The organism is Prochlorococcus sp. MIT 0603, assembly GCF_000760215.1.
In the GTDB taxonomy this organism is placed as follows: Bacteria; Cyanobacteriota; Cyanobacteriia; order PCC-6307; family Cyanobiaceae; genus Prochlorococcus_E.
Genome location: NZ_JNAW01000004.1, coordinates 124,853 through 146,400, shown reverse-complemented (window position 1 = coordinate 146,400; position 21,548 = coordinate 124,853). Strand labels below are relative to the sequence as shown.

General features: G+C 38.1%; 23 protein-coding genes. 10 read left to right on the top strand and 13 right to left on the bottom strand.

What is annotated here, in order from left to right; genetic code table 11:
* Positions 1 to 4 precede the first annotated feature (4 nt).
* The 5 genes from bioA to EV07_RS07785 all read right to left on the bottom strand — a co-directional run bounded on the left by bioA (position 5) and on the right by EV07_RS07785 (position 4,779).
* Positions 5 to 1,309, bottom strand: a complete 1,305-nt coding sequence (bioA, locus tag EV07_RS07805; RefSeq protein WP_036919188.1) for an adenosylmethionine--8-amino-7-oxononanoate transaminase — start codon at positions 1,307 to 1,309, stop codon at positions 5 to 7.
* Between the two features lie 209 nt (positions 1,310 to 1,518).
* Positions 1,519 to 2,175, bottom strand: coding sequence for a dethiobiotin synthase (bioD, locus tag EV07_RS07800; RefSeq protein WP_036919185.1), 657 nt, complete (start codon positions 2,173 to 2,175; stop codon positions 1,519 to 1,521).
* The gene (locus EV07_RS07795) at positions 2,172 to 2,927 is read right to left on the bottom strand and encodes a methyltransferase domain-containing protein (RefSeq protein WP_036919182.1); all 756 of its coding nucleotides are present in this window, start codon (positions 2,925 to 2,927) and stop codon (positions 2,172 to 2,174) included. Before EV07_RS07795 ends, bioD begins: the two co-directional genes overlap by 4 nt.
* Entirely contained in the window at positions 2,924 to 3,640 is a 717-nt protein-coding gene (locus EV07_RS07790; RefSeq protein WP_036919178.1) for a hypothetical protein, read from the bottom strand. The genes EV07_RS07795 and EV07_RS07790 overlap by 4 nt, the downstream gene beginning before the upstream one ends.
* Complete coding sequence (locus EV07_RS07785) at positions 3,637 to 4,779, bottom strand: aminotransferase class I/II-fold pyridoxal phosphate-dependent enzyme (RefSeq protein ID WP_036919176.1); 1,143 nt, start codon at positions 4,777 to 4,779, stop codon at positions 3,637 to 3,639. Before EV07_RS07785 ends, EV07_RS07790 begins: the two co-directional genes overlap by 4 nt.
* A 125-nt stretch (positions 4,780 to 4,904) precedes the next feature.
* Between EV07_RS07785 and EV07_RS07780 the strand changes: the two genes are divergently transcribed.
* Complete coding sequence (locus tag EV07_RS07780) at positions 4,905 to 7,691, top strand: DEAD/DEAH box helicase (protein ID WP_241434035.1); 2,787 nt, start codon at positions 4,905 to 4,907, stop codon at positions 7,689 to 7,691.
* 13 nt (positions 7,692 to 7,704) lie between these two features.
* Here the strand turns inward: EV07_RS07780 and EV07_RS07775 are convergent, their stop codons facing one another.
* The 3 genes from EV07_RS07775 to EV07_RS10090 all read right to left on the bottom strand — a co-directional run bounded on the left by EV07_RS07775 (position 7,705) and on the right by EV07_RS10090 (position 10,818).
* The gene (locus EV07_RS07775; RefSeq protein WP_036919763.1) at positions 7,705 to 9,099 is read right to left on the bottom strand and encodes a class II fumarate hydratase; all 1,395 of its coding nucleotides are present in this window, start codon (positions 9,097 to 9,099) and stop codon (positions 7,705 to 7,707) included.
* A gap of 66 nt (positions 9,100 to 9,165) precedes the next feature.
* A complete protein-coding gene (purB, locus tag EV07_RS07770) occupies positions 9,166 to 10,461 on the bottom strand; it encodes an adenylosuccinate lyase (protein WP_036919173.1) in 1,296 nt (431 codons plus the stop codon).
* 45 nt (positions 10,462 to 10,506) lie between these two features.
* The gene (locus tag EV07_RS10090; protein ID WP_241434034.1) at positions 10,507 to 10,818 is read right to left on the bottom strand and encodes a hypothetical protein; all 312 of its coding nucleotides are present in this window, start codon (positions 10,816 to 10,818) and stop codon (positions 10,507 to 10,509) included.
* Between the two features lie 47 nt (positions 10,819 to 10,865).
* Here EV07_RS10090 and EV07_RS07760 point away from each other — a divergent pair, with 47 nt between their 5' ends.
* Positions 10,866 to 11,666 (top strand): TlyA family RNA methyltransferase, encoded by an 801-nt coding sequence (locus tag EV07_RS07760; protein ID WP_036919759.1) that lies wholly within the window; start codon positions 10,866 to 10,868, stop codon positions 11,664 to 11,666.
* Here EV07_RS07760 and EV07_RS07755 read toward each other — a convergent pair whose 3' ends face one another.
* Positions 11,667 to 12,005 (bottom strand): P-II family nitrogen regulator, encoded by a 339-nt coding sequence (locus EV07_RS07755; RefSeq protein ID WP_036919171.1) that lies wholly within the window; start codon positions 12,003 to 12,005, stop codon positions 11,667 to 11,669. It lies immediately after the preceding gene.
* A gap of 25 nt (positions 12,006 to 12,030) precedes the next feature.
* Positions 12,031 to 12,336: a hypothetical protein gene (locus EV07_RS07750; RefSeq protein WP_241434033.1), complete on the bottom strand. Its 306-nt coding sequence runs from the start codon at positions 12,334 to 12,336 to the stop codon at positions 12,031 to 12,033.
* Positions 12,337 to 12,487: 151 nt separating this feature from the next.
* On the opposite strand from EV07_RS07750, the gene queF reads away from it, so the two are divergent.
* Positions 12,488 to 12,883, top strand: coding sequence for a preQ(1) synthase (gene queF / locus EV07_RS07745; RefSeq protein ID WP_036919168.1), 396 nt, complete (start codon positions 12,488 to 12,490; stop codon positions 12,881 to 12,883).
* Here queF and EV07_RS07740 read toward each other — a convergent pair.
* The 3 genes from EV07_RS07740 to EV07_RS07730 all read right to left on the bottom strand — a co-directional run bounded on the left by EV07_RS07740 (position 12,880) and on the right by EV07_RS07730 (position 16,176).
* A complete protein-coding gene (locus EV07_RS07740; protein WP_036919166.1) occupies positions 12,880 to 14,169 on the bottom strand; it encodes a cytochrome c biogenesis protein ResB in 1,290 nt (429 codons plus the stop codon). The two genes, queF and EV07_RS07740, sit on opposite strands and share 4 nt — an antisense overlap.
* A 4-nt stretch (positions 14,170 to 14,173) precedes the next feature.
* Entirely contained in the window at positions 14,174 to 14,827 is a 654-nt protein-coding gene (locus EV07_RS07735; protein WP_081936972.1) for a cytochrome c biogenesis CcdA family protein, read from the bottom strand.
* 110 nt (positions 14,828 to 14,937) lie between these two features.
* A complete protein-coding gene (locus EV07_RS07730; RefSeq protein ID WP_152557653.1) occupies positions 14,938 to 16,176 on the bottom strand; it encodes an FtsW/RodA/SpoVE family cell cycle protein in 1,239 nt (412 codons plus the stop codon).
* Between the two features lie 388 nt (positions 16,177 to 16,564).
* Between EV07_RS07730 and EV07_RS07725 the strand changes: the two genes are divergently transcribed.
* The 7 genes from EV07_RS07725 (at position 16,565) to atpA (ending at position 21,524) form a co-directional block, all read left to right on the top strand.
* On the top strand, positions 16,565 to 17,044 hold the full coding sequence (locus EV07_RS07725) for an ATP synthase subunit I (RefSeq protein ID WP_152557615.1): 480 nt from the start codon (positions 16,565 to 16,567) through the stop codon (positions 17,042 to 17,044).
* A gap of 84 nt (positions 17,045 to 17,128) precedes the next feature.
* A complete protein-coding gene (atpB, locus tag EV07_RS07720; protein ID WP_036919751.1) occupies positions 17,129 to 17,854 on the top strand; it encodes a F0F1 ATP synthase subunit A in 726 nt (241 codons plus the stop codon).
* Between the two features lie 171 nt (positions 17,855 to 18,025).
* On the top strand, positions 18,026 to 18,274 hold the full coding sequence (gene atpE, locus EV07_RS07715) for an ATP synthase F0 subunit C (protein ID WP_036919160.1): 249 nt from the start codon (positions 18,026 to 18,028) through the stop codon (positions 18,272 to 18,274).
* A gap of 145 nt (positions 18,275 to 18,419) precedes the next feature.
* Entirely contained in the window at positions 18,420 to 18,881 is a 462-nt protein-coding gene (locus EV07_RS07710; RefSeq protein ID WP_036919159.1) for a F0F1 ATP synthase subunit B', read from the top strand.
* Complete coding sequence (locus tag EV07_RS07705; protein ID WP_036919156.1) at positions 18,878 to 19,393, top strand: F0F1 ATP synthase subunit B; 516 nt, start codon at positions 18,878 to 18,880, stop codon at positions 19,391 to 19,393. The genes EV07_RS07710 and EV07_RS07705 overlap by 4 nt, the downstream gene beginning before the upstream one ends.
* Positions 19,393 to 19,941, top strand: coding sequence for an ATP synthase F1 subunit delta (atpH, locus tag EV07_RS07700; RefSeq protein ID WP_036919154.1), 549 nt, complete (start codon positions 19,393 to 19,395; stop codon positions 19,939 to 19,941). The genes EV07_RS07705 and atpH overlap by 1 nt, the downstream gene beginning before the upstream one ends.
* 65 nt (positions 19,942 to 20,006) lie before the next feature.
* Positions 20,007 to 21,524: a F0F1 ATP synthase subunit alpha gene (gene atpA / locus EV07_RS07695; RefSeq protein WP_036919152.1), complete on the top strand. Its 1,518-nt coding sequence runs from the start codon at positions 20,007 to 20,009 to the stop codon at positions 21,522 to 21,524.
* Positions 21,525 to 21,548 lie beyond the last annotated feature (24 nt).

Here is a 21,548-nt window from a genome sequence, read left to right as displayed (position 1 = left end):
TTAATTAGAAATTGTCTAGACCAGATTGGATTACTGAATAACAATAACTTAATTGCTCATTAGTAATGCATAGTGGAGGCAAAAGGTATATCACATTTCCAAGAGGCCTTATAAATACATTGCGCTCTAATGCGTAGGCCTTAATGCTTTTACCAGCTACATTTAGATAACCATCTTTATTATTTGTTTTCAACTCAAAAGCAGCAATTGTCCCAGTGAGTCTAACTCGCTTCACTTTTGGATGATTAGCAATCTCTTTGAGGTGTGGTAAATGCCTGGATTCGAAATTACGGTATGAGTTTGGATTTCTTTCAAGGAGATCTAAGCTTGCATTTGCCGCTGCACAACCTAAAGGATTTGCTGTAAAACTATGCCCATGCCAAAAAGTGTTTCGCGGATTGTCGTTGATAAAACATTCGAAGATTTTCTCACTCGCCATAGTTACACCCATTGGGAGGGATCCACCGGTTAAACCTTTTGATAAAGCCATTAAGTCTGGAAAAATCTTGGCACGCTGTGATGCGAATAAGGATCCACTCCTCCCAAACCCAACCATAACTTCATCAGCGATTAGCAATGCCGTGGATTGACGGACAACCCTTTGAACCTTTTCTAAAAACTCACTTCTAACCATTGTCATCCCACCTGCACCTTGAATAAGTGGCTCAAGGATCACAGCTGCAGTAGGTGTTTCGAGCAATTCTTCAAGTTTTTTTATGGCTTTCTCCTCACGCTCTTCAACTTCTGCATCATTCCACCAAGTAGCAGGCCAGGGTACTCTGCTCACAGGGAAAAGCATTTTTTCAAATGGCTCGTTAAATAAATTACGTTCTCCGACCGCCATAGCTCCAAAAGTATCACCATGGTAGGCACCTTCAAATGCAATTATCTGTTGTCTTGCTTCTCCTTTGTTATGCCACCATTGCAATGCAAGCTTAAGAGCTACTTCTACAGCAGTTGAACCGTTGTCAGAAAAAAACAAGCGTTGAAGACCTGTTGCTCTACTTAACCTTTCTGAAAGCTTCTCTGCTTGTTCATGTGTAAAGTCAGCGAAGATTACTTGCTCAAGTTGATTTGCCTGTTGATAAATAGCTTCTGCTATAAAAGGATCTGAATGCCCATGAAGTGTTACCCACCAGCTGCTAATTGCATCGATAAGGGAGCTTCCATCTTTTCGATAAAGAAGAGAGCCTTTGCCACGTATTATTTTCTGAGGTGGTTGTGAAAGGGTTATTTGTGTAAAAGGTGGCCAGATATTGGGATGCCATTCTTGATTAAATGATTTGATATTGTTTTTGGAGCTATTCATTTTGTTGAAATTAGAAAAAGAAGAAGTAATTAATAGTTCACGTGTCGAAAAATAATAATAACTCTATTTTTTCTTTAATATTAGTAATTACTGTAATCAATCTCAAGGCATTTTTCTTTTTATATTTTTAATTTGGAATAGTTCCTTGGCATCTTAAGTCAATTTAAAAAGTACTATTCAGGAAGTTTTCATTTCGGGTAGAGCAACACCTAATTAGTTAGCCTTAATGCGATTTCAATTTGATGAGCTAGCTTTTGCTTTGTCCATTGTTCAGAAAGACTTTCGGTTGATATCTTTGATAAGATTGGCAATTGAGCAAGTATAGGTATCCCTCCAAATTCTTGCAATGTTTTTGGATTGTCTTTATGGAAGGCTCCATTGAGAATTATTCCCAAAATAGGGATCTTTCTTTTTTTTAAAGCCTCAATAGTAAGGAGTGTGTGATTAAGGGTACCTAACCCGCTTCTTGCGACAAGGATGATTGGCAACATCCACTCTTCTAATAGATCTATTTGCAAATATTGTCGATTTAATGGCACCATGACACCTCCAGCAGTCTCTATTACAAGAGGGTGTTTTCTAATAGGTAATTTTAAAGTATGAGATTTAATCATTGTATTTTCTTGCTCTGCTGCCCAGTGTGGCGAAACAGGTGCTTTGAATTTGTAAAGTTCTGGCAGATACCTTCCTTTGGGGAGGCTTAAAAGATCGCATACTGTATTTGTGTCACTACCATCTTCAAGTCCACTTTGGATAGGTTTCCAATAAATAGCATTTAAGCCTTGAACAAGAAGGCTACTTACAATAGTTTTACCAACATCCGTATCTGTTCCACATACTATTACTCGTAAAGTTTGCAAATTCATTTTTGAGCTATAAGTATTTGGATGGACCAGGTCAGTTGATGAAGATGATTCTTTGTAGATGTTGGCCATGATTTTTGTAGTCTTCGCCATTCACTCACTTTAAGTGATTTGCTTGTGCTGGTATGTGCTCCAACATGTACAAAAGATTTCAACAATTTAGTTACACTTGATGCTTCTTGTGTAATCCTTTCGATTGTTTGAAATTTGATATTTTCTTTAGTGATTACTTTAAGCAATGAAGTGTGACAAGGGAATTGGATTGCAGTGCATTTCACATTTGCTTGAATTGCAGCCTTATGCCACTCAGGGAAGCTTTCTTGGACAGGTAAAGCTATTGCTAGCCAACCTTTTGGAGCCAAACTTGAGAACCACTCTTTTAATCTTGTTTCAGGATCTTTTAACCAATGGAGTGCAAAACTTGATGCAATTAGGGTTGGTGGCTCTATTAATTTAGGTAGACCAGCATTTAAATCAAAGACTTTTGTGAGACTATTTTGAGGGTGTTGTTTCAACATATTTGAGGAACCATCTACTCTGTACACTGCTTGATTGGTATAGATCTTTTCAAGTGCATCAGCAAGCAGGCCAGTACCTGAACCTAAATCAAGCCAAAGACCTTGGGGTACATTTTGTTTGGAACATTGCTCAGCAATTTTGTTTGCAAATACAGTTTGTAAGAATGCAGCTTTGTTATATGTTTCAGAAACTTGGCCAAAGTTTTTAATTATAGGATTTTGCTTGCGTATAGTCATTGTGCTTTGAGTAACCAGCTATTAATTTTTGTAATTACTTTAGAAAAATCAATAAAGTGGCCTTGTCCTTTCACTATCCAGTGAATTGGTGGTGAATGAAGATATTTTCGGAGATCTCTTAATAGTTCATTAGTTGTTGATGTCCCAATGATTTTGTCGTCTGCGCCATTTACTACTAGAACATTTGTTTGTTTAGTGAGTCCTGGAGGTAATCCATTCGTGTTTATCAGCATATTCAAATCGGTAATTAGTTTTTTTCGTCCTTCTAAAGAAATTCCTTTGTTAAGAGGACCTTTAAGTGATTGATTGATTGGATAGGGATCACTTGCTTTTATAAGAAACTTTAAAAGCATAGCTTCTTCTGTGCTTGTAAAAAAATGCTTTTGCATGCCTTGCAAGCCAACTTTTATAGCTCTACTTTTTTTGCTATTAGGGATGAAACGACTAAAACTATTAAGCAGGATAATATCAGATGCCTCGGACAGTATTTGCTTGGGAATTAGATGCATCCCAAGAGAATGACAAAGTAGAACTTTTCTATGTTTATTTGAACTCTTTAGATTTTCTTCCCATAGAGGTTGATAACTATTGATATATCCATAGCCTCTCTCGGAATTTTGCCAGAGCCATCCATTGTTTTTAAAGTGGTTTTCCCAATTAATCCAATAGGTGCTATCACCACACCAACCATGCATAGTGATCACCTGTTTCATAGTTGTTTGCCAAGATGAAGTAATAATTTTTTCAATGTGCCGTTAGGTAAATTATCTCTAACCACCAATCTTAGACGAGCTGTCCCTTCTGGAACAGTCGGTGGTCTTATAGCCATAGTTAGGAGACCATTCTTTTCGAGTTGATGTTGTTTGTTGAGAGATTCTTGATCACTGCCTATTACAAGTGAAATAATGGGACCATTCCCTTTCGGGTAAGCCCATCCATTCTTGGAAAGTTCTGATCTCCAAAGTAAAGATTTTGCTTGAAGCTTTTCCCCTTTATGTGGGTCTGACTTAATAATATTAAGTGCTTCTAAAGCAGCAGCAGCTAATGGAGGGGCAAGAGCAGTTGTATAACGGAAAGCACCGCTAGTTTGAATTATCTGTTCACCAAGGACATTGTTTGTTGCCAGGAAAGCACCTCCGCTACCAAATGCCTTACCAAAAGTCCCACTAATCATTGTTATTGTCTGTGATAATTCATAACACAGACCTCGCCCTTGGGAGCCCATTACTCCTAAAGCATGTGCTTCGTCTACAAAAAGCATGGCGTGATATTGGTTACATAAAGCGGCGATTTCCTTAAGTTTTGGGCTAGTCCCCTCCATGCTAAATAGACTTTCAGTGACCACTAAAGGTGGATAATAAGATTCTTTCTTAACATGTATTTTTAGCAACCTTTCTAGATCAGTAAGGCTGTTGTGATTAAATCGCTTAAGCTTTGCCCCGCTTGATTTTATACCAACTAATAGAGAGTGATGGATGAACTTGTCTGCTATGACTACAGTTTTTCGATTAGCCAATGCATTCATTGCTGCGATATTAGCTTGAAATCCACTAGGGAAAAGTAATACTTTTTCAAAGCCAAGCCACTTGCTCAGAGCTTTTTCCAGTTTGTTGTGTATCGGACGATTACCAGTTACAAGACGTGACCCGCCAGCACCAATACCTTCAGAAATCATTGATTGTTTCGCGGCCTCGATTAATCTGGAATCTTGACTAAGCCCGAGATAATCATTACTGGCTAGATCTATGAGAGAGATCTCTTCATCGTTGTTCAGCAATCTTAAATGACCTGAATCTTCACTCAGTGTCAATGTTCTTATTTTACGTAATCTTGACTGAGGGATTTCTTTCATAACGCTATTTTAAGAGGAGTTTGCTGGTTGAACTGATTTCATATTGGGCATTTGGATGCCTTTTATGAGGTGAAATTATTAGATGAGGGAACTGGGTTGATTTATTAGGATAAATTAGGTTGGTCTTGGAGGCGAGAAAAACGATTTCTAATTTTGGTCATGAGGATTTAGATCCAGGAGACATTTTCCCATTTCTCTTAGATGATTTCCAGCTTGAGGCTATTGATGCTTTAAATCAAGGACACTCTGTGGTAGTGAGTGCGCCTACTGGTTCTGGTAAAACTGTCATTGGAGAATATGCCATTTATCGAGCTATTGCTCATGATCAAAAGGTTTTATATACAACACCATTAAAAGCTTTATCTAACCAGAAACTGAGAGATTTCCGTAATCAATTTGGCTATGAAAATGTTGCTCTGCTTACGGGTGATGTGAGTGTTAATAGAGGAGCCCCTATAACTGTTATGACAACAGAAATCTTTAGAAATATGCTTTATGCAGAAGCGGATGAATATGATGACCCGCTTGCAGATGTTGAAGCTGTTGTATTAGATGAATGCCACTATATGAATGATTCTCAACGAGGAACTGTTTGGGAAGAGTCGATTATTCATTGCCCTTCATCGGTTCAATTAGTAGCACTATCAGCAACAGTTGCTAATGCTGGGCAATTGACTGATTGGATTCAGAAGGTACATGGACCTACGGAATTGATATTGAGTGATTTTCGGCCAGTACCACTGAACTTTAATTTTTGCAGTGCAAAAGGTTTGCATCCCTTATTAAATGATTCTCGAACAGGGTTACATCCAAATTGTAAAGTTTGGCGACCTCCAAAAGGGCAAAGGCGTAAGGGGCGCTCTTCTCCTAGGCAATTACAACCTGAAGCTCCTTCAATAAGATTTGTTGTTAATAAAATGGCTGAGAGAGAAATGCTCCCAGCTATTTATTTCATATTTAGTCGCCGAGGATGTGATAGGGCAGTGAAAGATATTTCAGGCTCATTGGCTTTAGTTTCTAATGCTGAAAAAGAAAGGATTGAAGCTCGCTTAAATACATATATTAAAAAGAATCCCGAAGGGATTCGTGACGGGGTTCATCTTGATGCTCTTCGAAGAGGGATTGCTTCTCATCATGCAGGTGTTTTGCCTGCATGGAAAGAGTTGATTGAGGAATTATTTCAACAAGGGTTGGTAAAAGTTGTTTTTGCGACAGAGACATTAGCTGTAGGAATTAATATGCCTGCTCGTAGTACTGTTATCTCTTCACTGTCCAAGCGAACTGAGAATGGACATCGACAACTAACAGGCAGTGAATTTTTGCAGATGGCCGGAAGAGCCGGTAGACGTGGCTTAGATCCTCAAGGACATGTCATTACTGTGCAAACTCGATTTGAAGGTGTTCGGGAAGCGGGGCAATTAGCGATGTGCTCTGCCAATCCTTTGATAAGTCAGTTTACTCCCAGTTATGGAATGGTATTAAACCTTCTGCAGCGTTATGATCTTGAAAAATCCAGAGAGTTGGTTCAAAGAAGCTTTGGGTGTTATTTGGCTGGTCTGGATTTGTTTGATGAAGAGCAAGTTTTGGACGAGTTAAGCAATGAATTGGCTAAAGTAAGGGCTGTGGTTGGTGATATTCCATGGGATGATTTTGAAGATTACGAAAAACGTAGAAACCGGCTTAAAGAAGAGAGACGATTATTTCGTATCCTCCAGAAACAAGCAGCAGACACTCTTTCAAGTGAACTTATATTGGCTTTAGACTTTGCAAGTATTGGTTCTCTAATTAGCTTAAAGGTTTCTTCATTTGGGGGAAGAGTTATTCCTGCAGTAATTGTCGAGAAATATAAGAAATTAAACCATTCACCACTTCTTTTATGTTTAACCGATGAAAATATTTGGATCCTGATTGCTTGCCAGTCTGTAGTAGGTCTTCATGCAGACTTGAGTTGCTTGAATGTTCAATCTATAAAAAGCCCTGTATTGAAACGTCTAGGGGAGATATCTTATGGAGATCAAAATAGTAATGAAATTGCTTTTCTTATTTCAGAGGCAGCCCAAGCTCATGACATGCATACCCCGCAGTATGATCTTGCAAGTGAAGTTCTTTCTCAGGCTGCTCTCGTCAAATCTTTAGAAGAAGAGTTATTCAATTTGCCAGCGCATCAATGGGGCGATAGAAAAAAACTCAAGAAACATCGACGACGAATGGAGGAACTTCATCTTGAGATACAGGATCGCAAGCAATTGATTCACCATCGAGCCAATCGTCATTGGGAACTTTTTTTGGCACTTCTTGAGATTTTGGAATACTTTGGATGTGTGGACAATTTAGAGTCCACAGAAATAGGAAGAACTGTTGGTGTAATAAGAGGAGATAATGAACTGTGGTTAGGTCTTGTTCTAATGAGTGGCCATTTAGATGAGTTACACCCTTCTCAATTGGCGGGTGTTTTGCAAGCTATTAGCACTGAAGTAAATCGACCTGATATATGGACTGGGTTCCGGCCTTCTTCTGAATCTTTAGAAGCTCTGAACGATCTTTCAGGCGTTCACCGTGAGCTTTTGAGAGTTCAGCAAAGATTTAGTGTAGATGTACCAATTCATCTCAATCCTGAGATGATGGGCTTAGTAGAAAAATGGGCTAATGGCTCAACTTGGAATGATTTAATTGCCAATACTTCATTAGACGAGGGTGATGTGGTAAGAATAATCCGTCGTACTATTGATCTACTTGCACAACTTCCTTATTGCTGGGCAATTAGTAAACAGTTGAAATGTAATGCTGCTATATCATTAAAATCGTTGAATAGATTTCCAGTTCGTGAAGAGGAGGATCTTCTATACAAAGAAACTGCGAATCAGGTAAGTTCAAACCCTGCCACTGAACAACTGTCTAATGAGAATCTATAACTATGACAGAGAGTTAATTTAGACCAGCCATTAATCTTGGATCGACAAGCTTATTAAATTCTTCTTCGCTTACATATCCTAAATGCTTTGATGCTTCTCTGAGACTTACGTTCTGTAGATGAGCATACTGGGCGATCTCACTAGCTTTTTCATAACCAATTTTTGGGGATAAACTTGTGACGAGCATTAGTGATTGGTCGAGATTCCTTTGGATTGTATTTAAGTTAGGCTGAATATTTTCTATCATAGATATTCTAGATCTTTTGCAAGCACTAGTGAGCAGCTCAATGCTTTGTAAAATGTTGAATCCTATTAAAGGTTTGTAAGCGTTCATTTGTAGATGTCCACCACTCCCAGCCATACTTACTGCAGTGTCGAGGGCCATTATTTGAGTGCAAACCATTGCCATGGCTTCGCATTGTGTTGGGTTAACCTTCCCTGGCATGATAGAGCTACCTGGTTCATTGGCTGGGAGCAATAGCTCTCCTAGCCCTGCTCGTGGTCCAGACCCCAGGAGACGCAGATCATTGACTATTTTAAATAGTGATACAGCTAGTAATTTTAATTGAGACATCGTATTAACTAATCCATCATGACTAGCCATAATGGCAAACTTATTAACAGCAGGTTGAAAAGGTAATCCGGTTAATTTTGCAATTTCATTTACAATCTCTTTGTCGAAATTTTTTGGTGTATTGACCCCTGTTCCGATTGCCGTCCCTCCAAGAGGTAGTGAAAAAAGTTCTTTGATACTTCCTTTAATTCTGTTACTAGCTATTAGGAGTTGCTCTTTCCAAGCAGATGCTTCTTGTCCAAGAGTTAAAGGTACAGCATCTTGAAGATGGGTTCTGCCAGTTTTAACAATTTGATCCCACTCACTTATTTTTTCCTCAAATACATTAGTCAGTAATTCAAGTTCCGGTATAAGATTCCCAAGAATTTCTTGTACTGTTGCTATATGAATTGCCGATGGAAATACATCATTAGTTGATTGTGAGCGGTTTACATGATCATTTGGATGCAATGGTTTATGACTACCTAAGTCGTTACCGCTGACTAGTGCTGCAATATTGCTAATAACTTCGTTTACATTCATGTTTGTTTGAGTACCACTTCCTGTTTGCCATACCGTAAGTGGAAATTGATTGTCATGACGACCTGAAATGATTTCTTCGCATGCTTGAATAATGTAGTCTTTATCAGTTGCTGTAATCACCCCTAAGCCATAATTAGTTATGGCTGCACACTTTTTAATTTTTGTTAAGGCATAAATAAGTTTAATGGGGATCTTGTTGTCTCCAATCGCAAAATGAATTAGTGCTCTTTGTGTTTGGGCTCCCCATAGGGAGTCTTTAGGAACCTCTATTGTCCCCATGCTGTCAGTTTCTAGTCGCAATAATTGAGTCATTGAATTTTCTTTTGAAGACATCTCTAGTCATTAGTGATTAAGAACCTAAATGCTGGGGAAATAGACTTAAAGATCAAGTCGATTCCAAATAACATCTAGATTATCTTGGTGTATCTCAGGACTAAAGCAACTATTGAGTTGCTCTAATGAAAGTATGGTTGTAATTGCTTTATCTGCTATAAGGTTAGCTCGGAAATTACCCGAATCTGTATTCCAAGCATTATGAGCATGCTTTTGTACCAATTCATATGCTTCTTCGCGTTTCATACCTTTTTCTACAAGCGCTAAAAGGACACGCTGACTGAAAACGACGCCACCATAAACATTCATGTTTTTGATCATATTCCCTTCATAGACTCCTAGCCCTTGTATGACTTCGCTCATTTCTCTTAACATGAAGTGCAGAGTTATTGATGTATCAGGCAACATCATTCTTTCTGTTGAACTATGGCTAATATCCCGCTCATGCCATAAAGCAACATTTTCCAACGCAGCCACTACATAGCTTCTAAGAACCCTTGCAAGTCCGCTAATACGTTCACTCCTAATTGGATTCCTTTTATGAGGCATAGCAGAGCTACCTTTTTGTCCCTTAGAAAAACCTTCTTCTACTTCAAGGACATCAGTCCTTTGTAGGTTTCTGATCTCAGTAGCAAATCGATCTAATGAACAACCAACTAAAGCAAGTGTTTGAACATAGTCAGCATGTCGGTCTCGTGAGATCACTTGTGTACTTGCTGTATCTGGAATTAAGCCCAAATGCTCACAAGTAATTCTTTCGATTTCAGGATTAGTGTTGGCATATGTTCCCATTGCACCACTGATTTGACCCACAGAGATATTTTTTTCTAATTCTTCAAGTCTTTCTTGATTTCTAATAGTTTCAGCTAACCATCCAGCAAGCTTGAATCCAAAAGTAATGGGTTCGCCATGAATTGCATGTGATCTCCCAATCATAAATGTATTTTTGTGAGCCTTTGCTTTTGCCCTGATTACCTCCTGAAGTATTTTTATTTCTTTAATTAATAGCTTTACAGCAGCTTTTAATTGCAAGGCCAGGCCAGTATCTAATACATCACTACTGGTCATCCCAACGTGAATAAATCGGCCTGAATCCCCAATAACTTCATTTAAATTTGTAAGGAATGCAATCACATCATGTTTAACTTCTGATTCGATCTCAAGAATTCTTGTTGTACTGAAGTTAGCTTTTTCTCTTATCTCTTTCATTGCATGTTGAGGAATCTTGCCTAGTTCTGCGTTGGCTTCACATGCAGCAACTTCTACGTCTAGCCAGCTTTGAAACTTGGCATGTTCAGTCCAAATTTTCCCCATTTCAGGGAGTGTGTAACGATCAATCAAAGGAATTTAAATTTTTCTATAGAACTAAAATGTAGTTCTTTTTGTTTAAGCTGACTTTAATCGGTGGTGTGCAACTTCCCAATGAATATATTTCCCCCAAGTTTGTTGCCTAACAAAGCACCTCCCTCCTTTGCAGGAAATTAACTGAAAAGGAGGTAAATCAAGTGGTTGATTTTCTAATCGAACAAAACTTCCTGGACGAAGGAGTTCTAAAAGATTTGAACTTTTCACCACTGGCATTAAATGAATATGCTTCCTAAAAGCCTTCTTACCTTTTTTGTGTGGTTTAAAGCTTTTTTCCATTACGTCCTTTTGGGATGCATTTGATAAATCTTCTAATAGATTTTCCAAAACCATTAACTTCTGCGGTTTTTATTCGGTTTCTTGTTTGCTTTTATGACGATATGACCAAAAAAAACCGACTTGATGTTCACCTCCTGACCAAAGGTCTTGTGCCTACTCGTGAGCACGCACAAAAACTTATCAGAGCAGGACAAGTAAGAGATATTTCTGGAAATCTCTTAGATAAACCTGGGAAACAAGTTTCCAATGATCTTGAGATAACTATTAAGAGATCTCCAAAATATGTTTCTAGAGGTGGTGAAAAGATAGAAGCTGCTTTAGACCAATTCCCAATAAAAACTGCTAGGAGAGTATGTCTAGATGCTGGGATTTCAACGGGAGGGTTTACTGATTGTCTGTTGCAGAGAGGGGCCTCTCAGGTCTATGGAATTGATGTTGGTTATGGACAAATTGCATGGTCTTTAAGAAATGATTCAAGAGTTGTATTAAGAGAGAGAACTAATATTCGTAATCTGAAGCCTATGGACTTATACGATCCGCGAGATATCCCACCGAGTTTAGCTGTAGCAGATTTGTCCTTTATTTCTTTACAACTTGTTCTTCCTAGTATTAAATCTCTTCTGAAGCAGAACGATCATGAAGCATTGCTTTTGGTAAAACCTCAGTTTGAGGTTGGCAGAGATTTAGTAGGAAAAGGGGGAGTGGTAAAAGATCCTAAATCTCATCTATATGCTTTAACTAAAATAATGGACTTTGCAAAATCTCAGGGATGGAAGATAAAGGGAGCAATTGCCTCCCCCATAACTGGTCCTGCTGGTAATCATGAATATTTTCTTTGGATTAGCAGTCATGGCAATGAACAGATTCCCAATCTGCATGAGCTAGTGAAAAATACCTTGTAATTAAAGGGCAGAATCATCAACTTCTCCAGTACGAATTCTGAGAACAGATTCAATAGGAGATATAAAGATCTTTCCATCACCAATCTCACCTGTCTTGGCGGCTTCTGCTAATGCTTTTAAGACACTTTCAACGCTTTCATCAGCAACAACGACCTCAACCTTGAGTTTTTGCAGGAATTCAACTGTGAATTCAGACCCTCTGTACCGTTCTACTTGGCCTTTTTGTCTGCCAAAACCCCTTACCTCGCTAACAGTCATGCCAACTATGCCTAAGTTGACCAAGGCTATCTTCACATCTTCAAGCTTAAAAGGCCTGATAATTGCTTCTATCTTTTTCATAAGGATACTTTGATTCTATTAATCTTTATTTTAATGAGTTTTCTTTGGAATTTAGTGAAATTGTAATTGCTGGAACTGAACTTAGTATTAGCCCTGCTTCTTGTGCATCATTGAGAAGCATTGCTGCATCACTTGTGCTTAGGCTAACTTCATTAGAAGAAATAGTTTCCCAGTGACTGCTTTCAAAATGTGTTTGCATCCAAAGCATGCCATGAATACTTGCGACCCTTAGATTAATCCGGTCATTATAATGAACAAACCACATATCCATAAGAGAAGCTATTTCGGAGCTGGTTCTATTACCGCTTTTAATGAGATTTTTGTTTGTCATAGATGATACATATTGGAATATTGCTTGAAATCGCTTTTCCTTCGAGGCAACTTGATTTAAAAATCAGGAGGATTAACTTCTCAAGCTTGTCATTAATGAATAAAGAATTAGTTTTAAAATATTTACTTAATTTTTGGGTAGGTCTACTGCGATGAAATCTGAAACTTCCGAGATGTATGGTGAAAGATCAATTTCTAATGGAGAAATTCTATGTTTTGATAATCCCAGCATTGGGAGGGACTATGAAATTTCTATAGAATTACCAGAATTTACTTGTCAGTGTCCATTCTCTGGTTATCCAGACTTTGCAGTAATTAAGTTGTTATACCAACCCTTTGAAAAAGTCTTGGAGTTGAAATCTCTGAAGTTATATATAAACAGTTATCGCAATAAGAAGATTTCTCATGAAGAGGTCGCAAATAAAATTTTAAATGATTTTGTTGAAGCTGCTAACCCTTCATGGATGCAATTAGAAGCAGATTTTAATCCCCGAGGAAATATTCATACAATTATAAAAGCAAGTCATGGTTCAAGGAAGAAAGTTTAATTTTTATAGGCTGCTTTAACAATTAATGGAAATTGATTGGCAAAACCTATTGTATTTCTGTTTGACAACCCTCCTATATATAATAAACTATTTTCTTTTTCAGAAATTATCCAAATTTGCTTAGTCGATATAATACTAAGAATACTACCTATTAAAAATATAGAAAAACCTATATAAACAATTGGTACTCCGGGGTCATATTTTAGTAATATTCCACTACTTGGTAAGATATTGAAGACTTTTATTTTAGAGTTTGCAGTTTCTATTATTCCCCCATCGGGCCTTGCTAAACCGATGGAATTACCTTTTATATTAAATGCTCTTACAGGACCTTCTTCACTAGAAACAGTTAAAAGAACTTGATCATTTGGAGTGTTCATACTTGGTATGACAACACCCCAAACTTGCTCGCCAAGTTCATCGATTTTATTTAAAGGGAATTGTAGCTTCGGGCTTCCATCTATTTGAATAGTTATTGACGCAAGAGACCAATCTGCTTGATATATAGTTATACCGTTAAAGCGTAAAGGATGATTGACACTAATTTCTTTAGTGAATTCTTTTTTTAGTTTCTTATCAGTTAGTTCTAGTTTTGATCGAAACTGCTCAGGTTCACCATTTGGCCCTCTTTCAATTTGGAAATCAGTTAGCTTGAGATTTACTTTATTTATTCCATTAGGACTTAGTAGATCTAAAGATCTCTCTGGGGCAAGAAATTTTTCCAACCGGTCTCCTTGTAAAACACCTAATGTTGCCCCAAACATTAGGACTATCATGCCAAAATGAACTAATGGGGGCCCAACTCTCCCTATTAATCCTTTGCGAGCCGCTAATCTATAAGATTTCTTTTGAACATTCCACCCTTGATGTATTAGATAATCTTCTAAATTTCCAATTCCTTTATCCGATTGATTGACTTTAAAGGTTTTAGATATAGCTAATTTCTGAATTTGCTTAGGGTCTTTATAATCTATCCAAGCCATTGATTTTTGTAGGGTTGGAAATTGTCTTTTCCAGCTACAAATAATTAGCGATAGTGATAGCCAGGCAAGAAGAATGATGAACCAAAGGCTTGAGTAGACATGATCTAACTGCATTTGCAGTAATAGTTCTCCATTTATCCAGCCTAAAAATTTATTCGTACTATATGTGCTTAAATAAATTTCAGCAGGTTGGCCTTGAGGTACTGCAGTGCCAATAGAAGAGGATATTGCAATAAGAAGTAAAAGAACAATCGCAACTTTTAAACTGGCTAACCAATTAATAACTCTTCTCAAATATTTCATCTGTTTATATCCACTGAGCAAAGAGACTTAACAACCCTGTAATTAAAAAAATCGCGCCACTTAATGCTGGTACCCATTTGCTGAATCGCTTCATTTCTAAAAGTTTGGGAATTGCTGCTGCAGTTGTTCCTGCAATGAACAAAGTTATGACTTGCCCAAATCCAAAACAAGCAAGAATAACAACTCCAATCAAAGGGTTCCCACTTTGAGCTATCCAAGCAAGAATTACAGCTAATATTGGAGTTGTGCAAGGAGAAGAAGCTAATCCGAATGTTAGCCCTGCCGCAATTGGTGCAAGAGAATTTGGAGATTTTTCTTGCAATCCAACAAAATCAGGTCCATTAGGAAGTCTGAATTTTAAGATTCCTAATAAGTTTAAACCCATCAAAACCATTATTAATGGGACTATGATTGTTACTTCAGATGGTAGTTGGCCATATATCTTGCCAAATAATCCACTTAGACTCCCAAGGATTACTAATGAAGAAACAATCCCGCTGCAGAATAATAGGCTTTTAATAAAAGGGTTTTGTGTTTCGTTAAAACCTGATAGGTAAGCAACAGTTACAGGTAAAAGGGATAAAGAACATGGCCCAAGACTAGTTAAAACGCCAGCTATGAATACAATTGCTAATGTCAAAGGACCTGGGGATTCCAAGCCATGGCTAATTAGTTGCTCACTGGTTTGAGCTAGATCTGATATCGCAAGATTTAGGTAAGAAATAAGAATCTATGTAATCAGTATTTTAAATTTAAATTTTACAATATCTAGTAGAGTGCCTTCTTGACTTTTAGTCCACCAATCAAACCAGTTGACTCAAGAGAGCATCGAAGTAATAAGCTTCCAATTAGAAAACTAGAAAGTAAAGAATTCCCTCCATAGCTAATAAATGGTAATGGCAGTCCAGTTGTAGGCATTGATCCTGATGCTACAGCTAAATGCATAATTGATTGCCCAATAAGCATTGCGCTACAACCAATTGCGATAAGCTTAGAGTAATTATTCTGACTGCGAAGAGATATCCTTAATCCAAGGAATGCGATTAGCATTAAAAAAGCTATGAGCATAAATGATCCTGCAAAGCCAAATTCTTCAGCATAAACTGAGAAAATAAAATCTGTATTTAAGAAAGGTAAATAGAGCAGCTTTTGCGTGGATAGTCCATAGCCTTCGCCAAACCATCCACCAGAACCGATTGCTAGAAGACTTTGTATAAGTTGGTAGCCATTCCCCTGAGGATCTTCCCATGGATTAAGGAATGATGTAACACGAAGTAATTGGTATTCATTCCTAGTAATACTAAATATGCCAAGACTGAATCCTAATAAAGCAGTTATCAAAAGATTTCTAAATCGTATTCCTGCAGATAGTGCAATCATCCAAATTATAATTCCTAATAGTGCAGCAGTGCTAAGGTTTGGTTGCTTTAGAATAAGAATAATTAATGTGCCGAAAATACTAAGCTCTAAAAGCTTTTGTCCGTTTTTTATGCGCTTCCACTGAGTAAATAGACTTGCAGATTGAAGTATTAAAAAGGGTTTGACTAATTCTGATGGTTGGATCCTAATAGGACCAAGAATTAACCAACGGGAAGCTCCATTAATGTTGCTTCCAAAAACAAGAGTTGCTCCTACTAATAACAGGCAAACTATTAAGAATGATTTGGATAGCCTCAACCATTGTCTTAGGTTAATTGATATTGAGAGCGAAGCAATTGACCAGCTAATTATCAGCCAAATTATTTGACGATTTATGAAATAACTACCTTGACCCATCTCTCTGGCTGCAACCCACCAGCTGGCCGAACCAAGAATAAAAAGGCCAGCTATGCTCCAGAAAAGCATTAGAGCTAATAATAATCTTGCCTCTGCTGGCCAAAGTTCCCATGGAAGTGGCATAACTCTTTGCCAGAAGGAGATTTTAGCTACATTTCTTGCAAGGTACCTCTTTGATATCTTTGCGGGATCATAGCCTCTCTCAATCGGTTTGATTGTGCGGCTAGTCAAAGGATTTATTGAAATGTTCTTTTCTATTGAGCCTCTTAAAATCCAGTTTGCCAAGTCCTAAATAATATTTATTTAGGACTTGGCTTCTCTTCAATGCTAAGAGGGAATTGCAGTCTCTCTTAAGTTATGGCCTTTTATTTCCCATTACTTATAGAACTATTTTACATTCAATTTTATATAAAGTTTGATTTTTTTTTATTTTGGTGGCTTTATTAAATAGCCCTTTGTGGAATTAGTGTGTTGTTTTTCTTACCTAAGCTTGCTGTTTCCGCTTCATTTGAAGGTCTAAAAAAGTAAAAGAAAAATTTTTAAGCAGTTTTCAAGTTCTAAAGCAGTTTTTTTACCTACTGCATGGTAGATTCCGCGGGCCTTTGGAGTATACGAGCCTTTGCTGGCATCGCCCCGTGTTACATCAGTAGAAAACTCCCCAATTGGAGAGGAATCTATTTGTGCACATTCTGGTACCAGTAAGAACCTTAATCCTTCAATTGACCTTGAATCTCCAGAGATCACCTCTAGAGATTTAGTTGATGAATATGTTTCGCTTCAGCTACGCATATTCAGAATGACTTTGTTCGTAACAGCTTTATCAGTCTTGTTTACGATCAGCTTTTTTGGGACTCATGCTGCTTTTAGTCTTCTAATTGGAGCCTTTTCAGGAATCTTGTATTTGCGTCTTCTTGCAAAAAGCATTGGATCTCTTGGGAAAACCTCATCTTCAGTCAGTAAGGTTCAATTGATTGTTCCGGTATTACTAGTTTTGGTGATTGCAAAATTACCTGGACTTGATCTAACGCCTGCTTTGGTTGGCTTTTTGCTTTATAAGCCATCTTTAATTTTTCAGTTTTTGATTGAGCCTTCTGCTTAAAAAGCTGTTTATTAATTTTGAAGATAGTTTCAAGGCTTAACTTAAGACACAATGTCGCTTTGGCGACTTTTCATTCTTCTAAAAATGGGTACCTCTCCATTTGTTTTACCTTTTGCTGCACTTGAAGTTGGTCAACATCTTTATTGGCAAATAGGAAACGTCAGAATTCATGGGCAAGTCTTCATGACTTCCTGGATTCTGATTGGTGCATTGCTAACTCTTGTTGTTGTTGGCACTAAAAAGATGGAACGTGATCCTAAAGGAGTTCAAAATCTTCTTGAATTTCTTTGGGATTATATTCGTGATTTAGCTCGTACCCAAATTGGAGAAAAAGTCTATAGGGACTGGATGCCATTTATAGGAACTCTCTTTTTGTTCATTTTTGTGAGCAATTGGGGTGGGGCTTTAATCCCTTGGAAGTTAATTGAACTCCCTAGTGGAGAATTAGGTGCACCTACGGCGGATATAAATACAACCGTCGCATTGGCTCTTTTGGTTTCACTTTCATATTTTTATGCGGGCTTGAGCAACAAAGGATTGCGTTACTTCGAGTACTACGTTCATCCAACGCCAATCATGCTTCCGTTCAAGATTGTTGAAGATTTCACGAAGCCTCTTTCTCTTTCCTTCCGTTTATTCGGAAACATTCTTGCAGATGAATTAGTTGTTGCAGTACTTGTTTTTCTAGTGCCACTAGTTCTTCCTGTTCCTGTAATGTTTCTTGGCTTGTTTACTAGTGCTATTCAAGCCTTGATTTTTGCAACTCTTGCTGCTTACTACATTGGTGAAGCAGTAGAAGAGCATCATTAATCAAAACTTTTGTTGCTAGAAATCTTTCAATTTTCTAGCAAAACCCTTGCGAATAGGTTCAATTTCTTTTGGTTCCATCGTATGAACTATGAGATGTCCCCCTCGCAGGTATAAACTTCCGGTTTCTCTTTAATACGCGCTTAGAAGGCGCTTCACATCCTTAGCTCAATTATGGATTCCATTACCACCGCCGCTTCTGTTATTGCCGCTGGTTTGGCTGTAGGCCTTGGCGCTATCGGCCCTGGTATCGGTCAGGGTAGCGCTGCTCAAGGTGCAGTAGAAGGCATTGCACGCCAGCCTGAAGCAGAAGGCAAGATCAGAGGTACATTGCTTCTTTCCTTCGCTTTCATGGAATCGCTAACCATTTATGGTCTTGTGGTTGCTTTGGTTCTGCTTTTCGCAAACCCATTCGCTGGTTAATCAAATTCAAATTGAAGGGGTTGATCTTTAATCAAAAGTATTTTTATTTGTTTTTAGATCTTCCTCAAACTTGATTTGATCATTATTCATTCCCCTGGCTCTTAAAACTTTTAAGACACGTTTTAATTTCACGCACCCCTGCCACATGACAAGCTTGCTTCTGTTTGGTGCTAGTGAAGGAGGTCTATTTGACTTCGATGCAACCTTGCCACTTATGGCTGCTCAGGTTGTTCTCCTCACATACATCCTTAATGTTCTTTTCTTCAAGCCCGTTGGTCGGGTTGTTGAAGAGAGAGAAGACTATGTCCTCACTAGTAGAACCGAGGCTAAAAACAAACTGGCTGAGGTTGAAAAGCTTGAGAGTGATCTCAAGAGTCAACTTAAGGAAGCTCGTAAGGCAGCGCAGAAGGTCATTTCTGAGGCAGAAGAAGATTCTGAAAAGCTTTATAAAGAGGCTTTGGATTTAGCAAATTCTGAAGCCAATACCTCTAGAGAAAATGCAAGGAGAGAAATTGATTCTCAACGTGCGAATGCTCTCAATAAGCTTCAATCTGATGCTAATGAGTTAGGTGATTTGATTGTCCAAAGGTTATTAGCAGCAAAATGAATCATTCCTTACTTTTTGCGGCTCAAGGTTTTGGTCTGAATCTCAATTTATTTGAGACGAATATTCTCAATCTTGCAGTTGTTATCTTTGGTCTCTACAAATTTCTTCCTAATTTCTTAGGAAGTATGCTTGAGAGACGACGTTTTACAATTTTGCAGGACCTTAAAGACGCAGAAGAACGTTTGGCAGATGCGTCAAATTCACTCAAAAAAGCAAAATTAGAGCTTGCATCTGCTGAGAAAAAAGCAGGTAAGATCCGAGAAGATTGCAGAGCAAGAGCTGATGCAATTCGATTGGAAAGTGAGAAACGTACTGTTTTGGAAATGGCGCGTATCAAGCAAGGAGCTGCATCTGATCTCAACTTAGAAGCTTCTAGAGTAAGCAGCCAACTAAGGAGAGAAGCTGCCAAGTTGGCTATCGAAAAAGCTTTATCAAGCCTTTCTAAAAACTTTGATGAAAAATCTCAAGATAAGTTTTTAAAACAATCAATTAAAAATATTGGAGATATTTAATGCCTCTTCTGAATACAATCACAACTCCATATGCTGAAGCATTCCTTCAAGTAGCTGAAAGCCGTAAAGAAGTTGAAAAGATAGTTGAACAGTCTAAATCTTTACTAGAGCTTTGGAATCAATCTCCTGAATTTAGTGGTGCAATGGCTTCACCCGTACTGGAAATTGAAACTAAAAAAGCAGTTCTTGAGAAGATCTTCTCTAAGGATTTGACTCCTTCTTTTCTTAATCTCTTGAAGTTGTTAGCAGATAGACAACGTATAGGATTTTTAGATTCAGTCCTTGAAAGGTTGCTGGAGCTTTACCGTGAACAACGTAATATTGCTTTGGCTACTGTAACTTCAGCTGTTGAGTTAAATGAAAATCAACAACTGGAAATTCTCAAAATTGTTCAATCGGTTGCAGGCACTGACAATTTAGAATTAGATTTAAAAGTTGATTCTAATTTGATTGGAGGCTTTGTTATCAATGTTGGATCTAAGGTTATCGATGCAAGTCTTTCAGGTCAGGTTCGCCGATTGGGTCTTGAGCTTGCAAAGGTAAGCTAGCTAAGCAAACTCTTTTCACTTTCCTTCTTCCTTTTTCATTCTTTATTTAATTACTTACTTTTCCCATGGTCTCTATACGTCCCGACGAAATCAGTTCAATTCTTAAGAAGCAAATTGCTGATTACGATAAATCTGTTTCAGTAAGCAATGTAGGAACCGTTCTTCAGATCGGTGATGGAATTGCGAGAGTTTATGGCCTTGAGAAGGCTATGGCTGGAGAATTAGTTGAATTCGAAGATGGAACTGAAGGTATCGCATTGAATTTAGAAGATGACAATGTTGGTGCTGTTCTTATGGGGGAAGGTCTTGGAATTCAAGAAGGAAGTACTGTTAAAGCGACAGGCAAAATTGCTTCTGTTCCTGTTGGAGAGGCAATGTTGGGTAGGGTTGTAAACCCTCTTGGTCAGCCAGTTGATGGAAATGGCGAAATTCCTACAAGTGATTCAAGATTAATAGAGTCTATAGCCCCTGGAATTATTAAAAGGAAGTCTGTACATGAGCCTATGCAGACAGGCATAACTTCTATCGATGCAATGATTCCTATAGGTAGAGGACAACGAGAGTTGATTATTGGAGATCGTCAAACAGGAAAGACAGCTATTGCGATTGATACAATCATCAATCAGAAGGGGCAAGATGTTGTTTGTGTATATGTAGCGGTTGGCCAGAAGTCTGCTTCTGTTGCCCAAGTTGTTGAGGTCTTACGAGAAAAAGGGGCATTAGAATACACAATAGTTGTTAATGCTAGTGCTTCAGAAGCTGCAGCATTACAATATCTTGCTCCATATACAGGTGCAGCTATAGCTGAGCATTTTATGTATCAAGGTAAAGCTACCTTAGTTATTTATGACGATTTAACAAAACAGGCTCAGGCTTATCGCCAGATGTCTCTTCTTCTAAGACGCCCACCAGGTCGTGAGGCTTATCCAGGAGATGTTTTCTATTGTCACAGTCGTTTGCTTGAAAGAGCTGCAAAGCTTTCTGATGCAATGGGCAGTGGATCTATGACAGCTTTGCCGATAATTGAAACACAAGCAGGAGATGTCTCTGCTTATATTCCAACCAATGTAATTTCAATTACTGATGGACAAATCTTTTTAAGCGCAGATCTTTTTAACTCAGGTTTGCGGCCAGCTATTAATGTTGGTATCTCTGTTAGTCGAGTAGGAGGAGCCGCTCAAACAAAGGCAATTAAGAAGATTGCAGGTACCTTGAAACTTGAATTAGCTCAGTTTGATGAGCTTGCCGCGTTCTCACAGTTTGCCTCTGATTTAGATGAAGCTACTCAGCAACAACTTGAAAGAGGAAAGCGTTTAAGAGAACTTCTTAAGCAAGCTCAATTTGCACCTTTAAACCTCGCAGAGCAAGTGGCAGTTGTATATGCAGGTGTAAAAGGTTTGATTGATGAAATCCCTGTTGAACAAGTAGTACAATTCTCCTCAGAACTTCGTGAATATTTAAAAACCAGTAAACCAGATTATATAGATAAGGTTTTATCTGAAAAGAAACTCAGTGAAGATCTTGAGAATGTTTTGAGAGAGTCAATTAATGAGGTTAAGTCCTCTATGTTGGCATCTGCTTAACCTTAGGGTACCCAGGAGATTTTT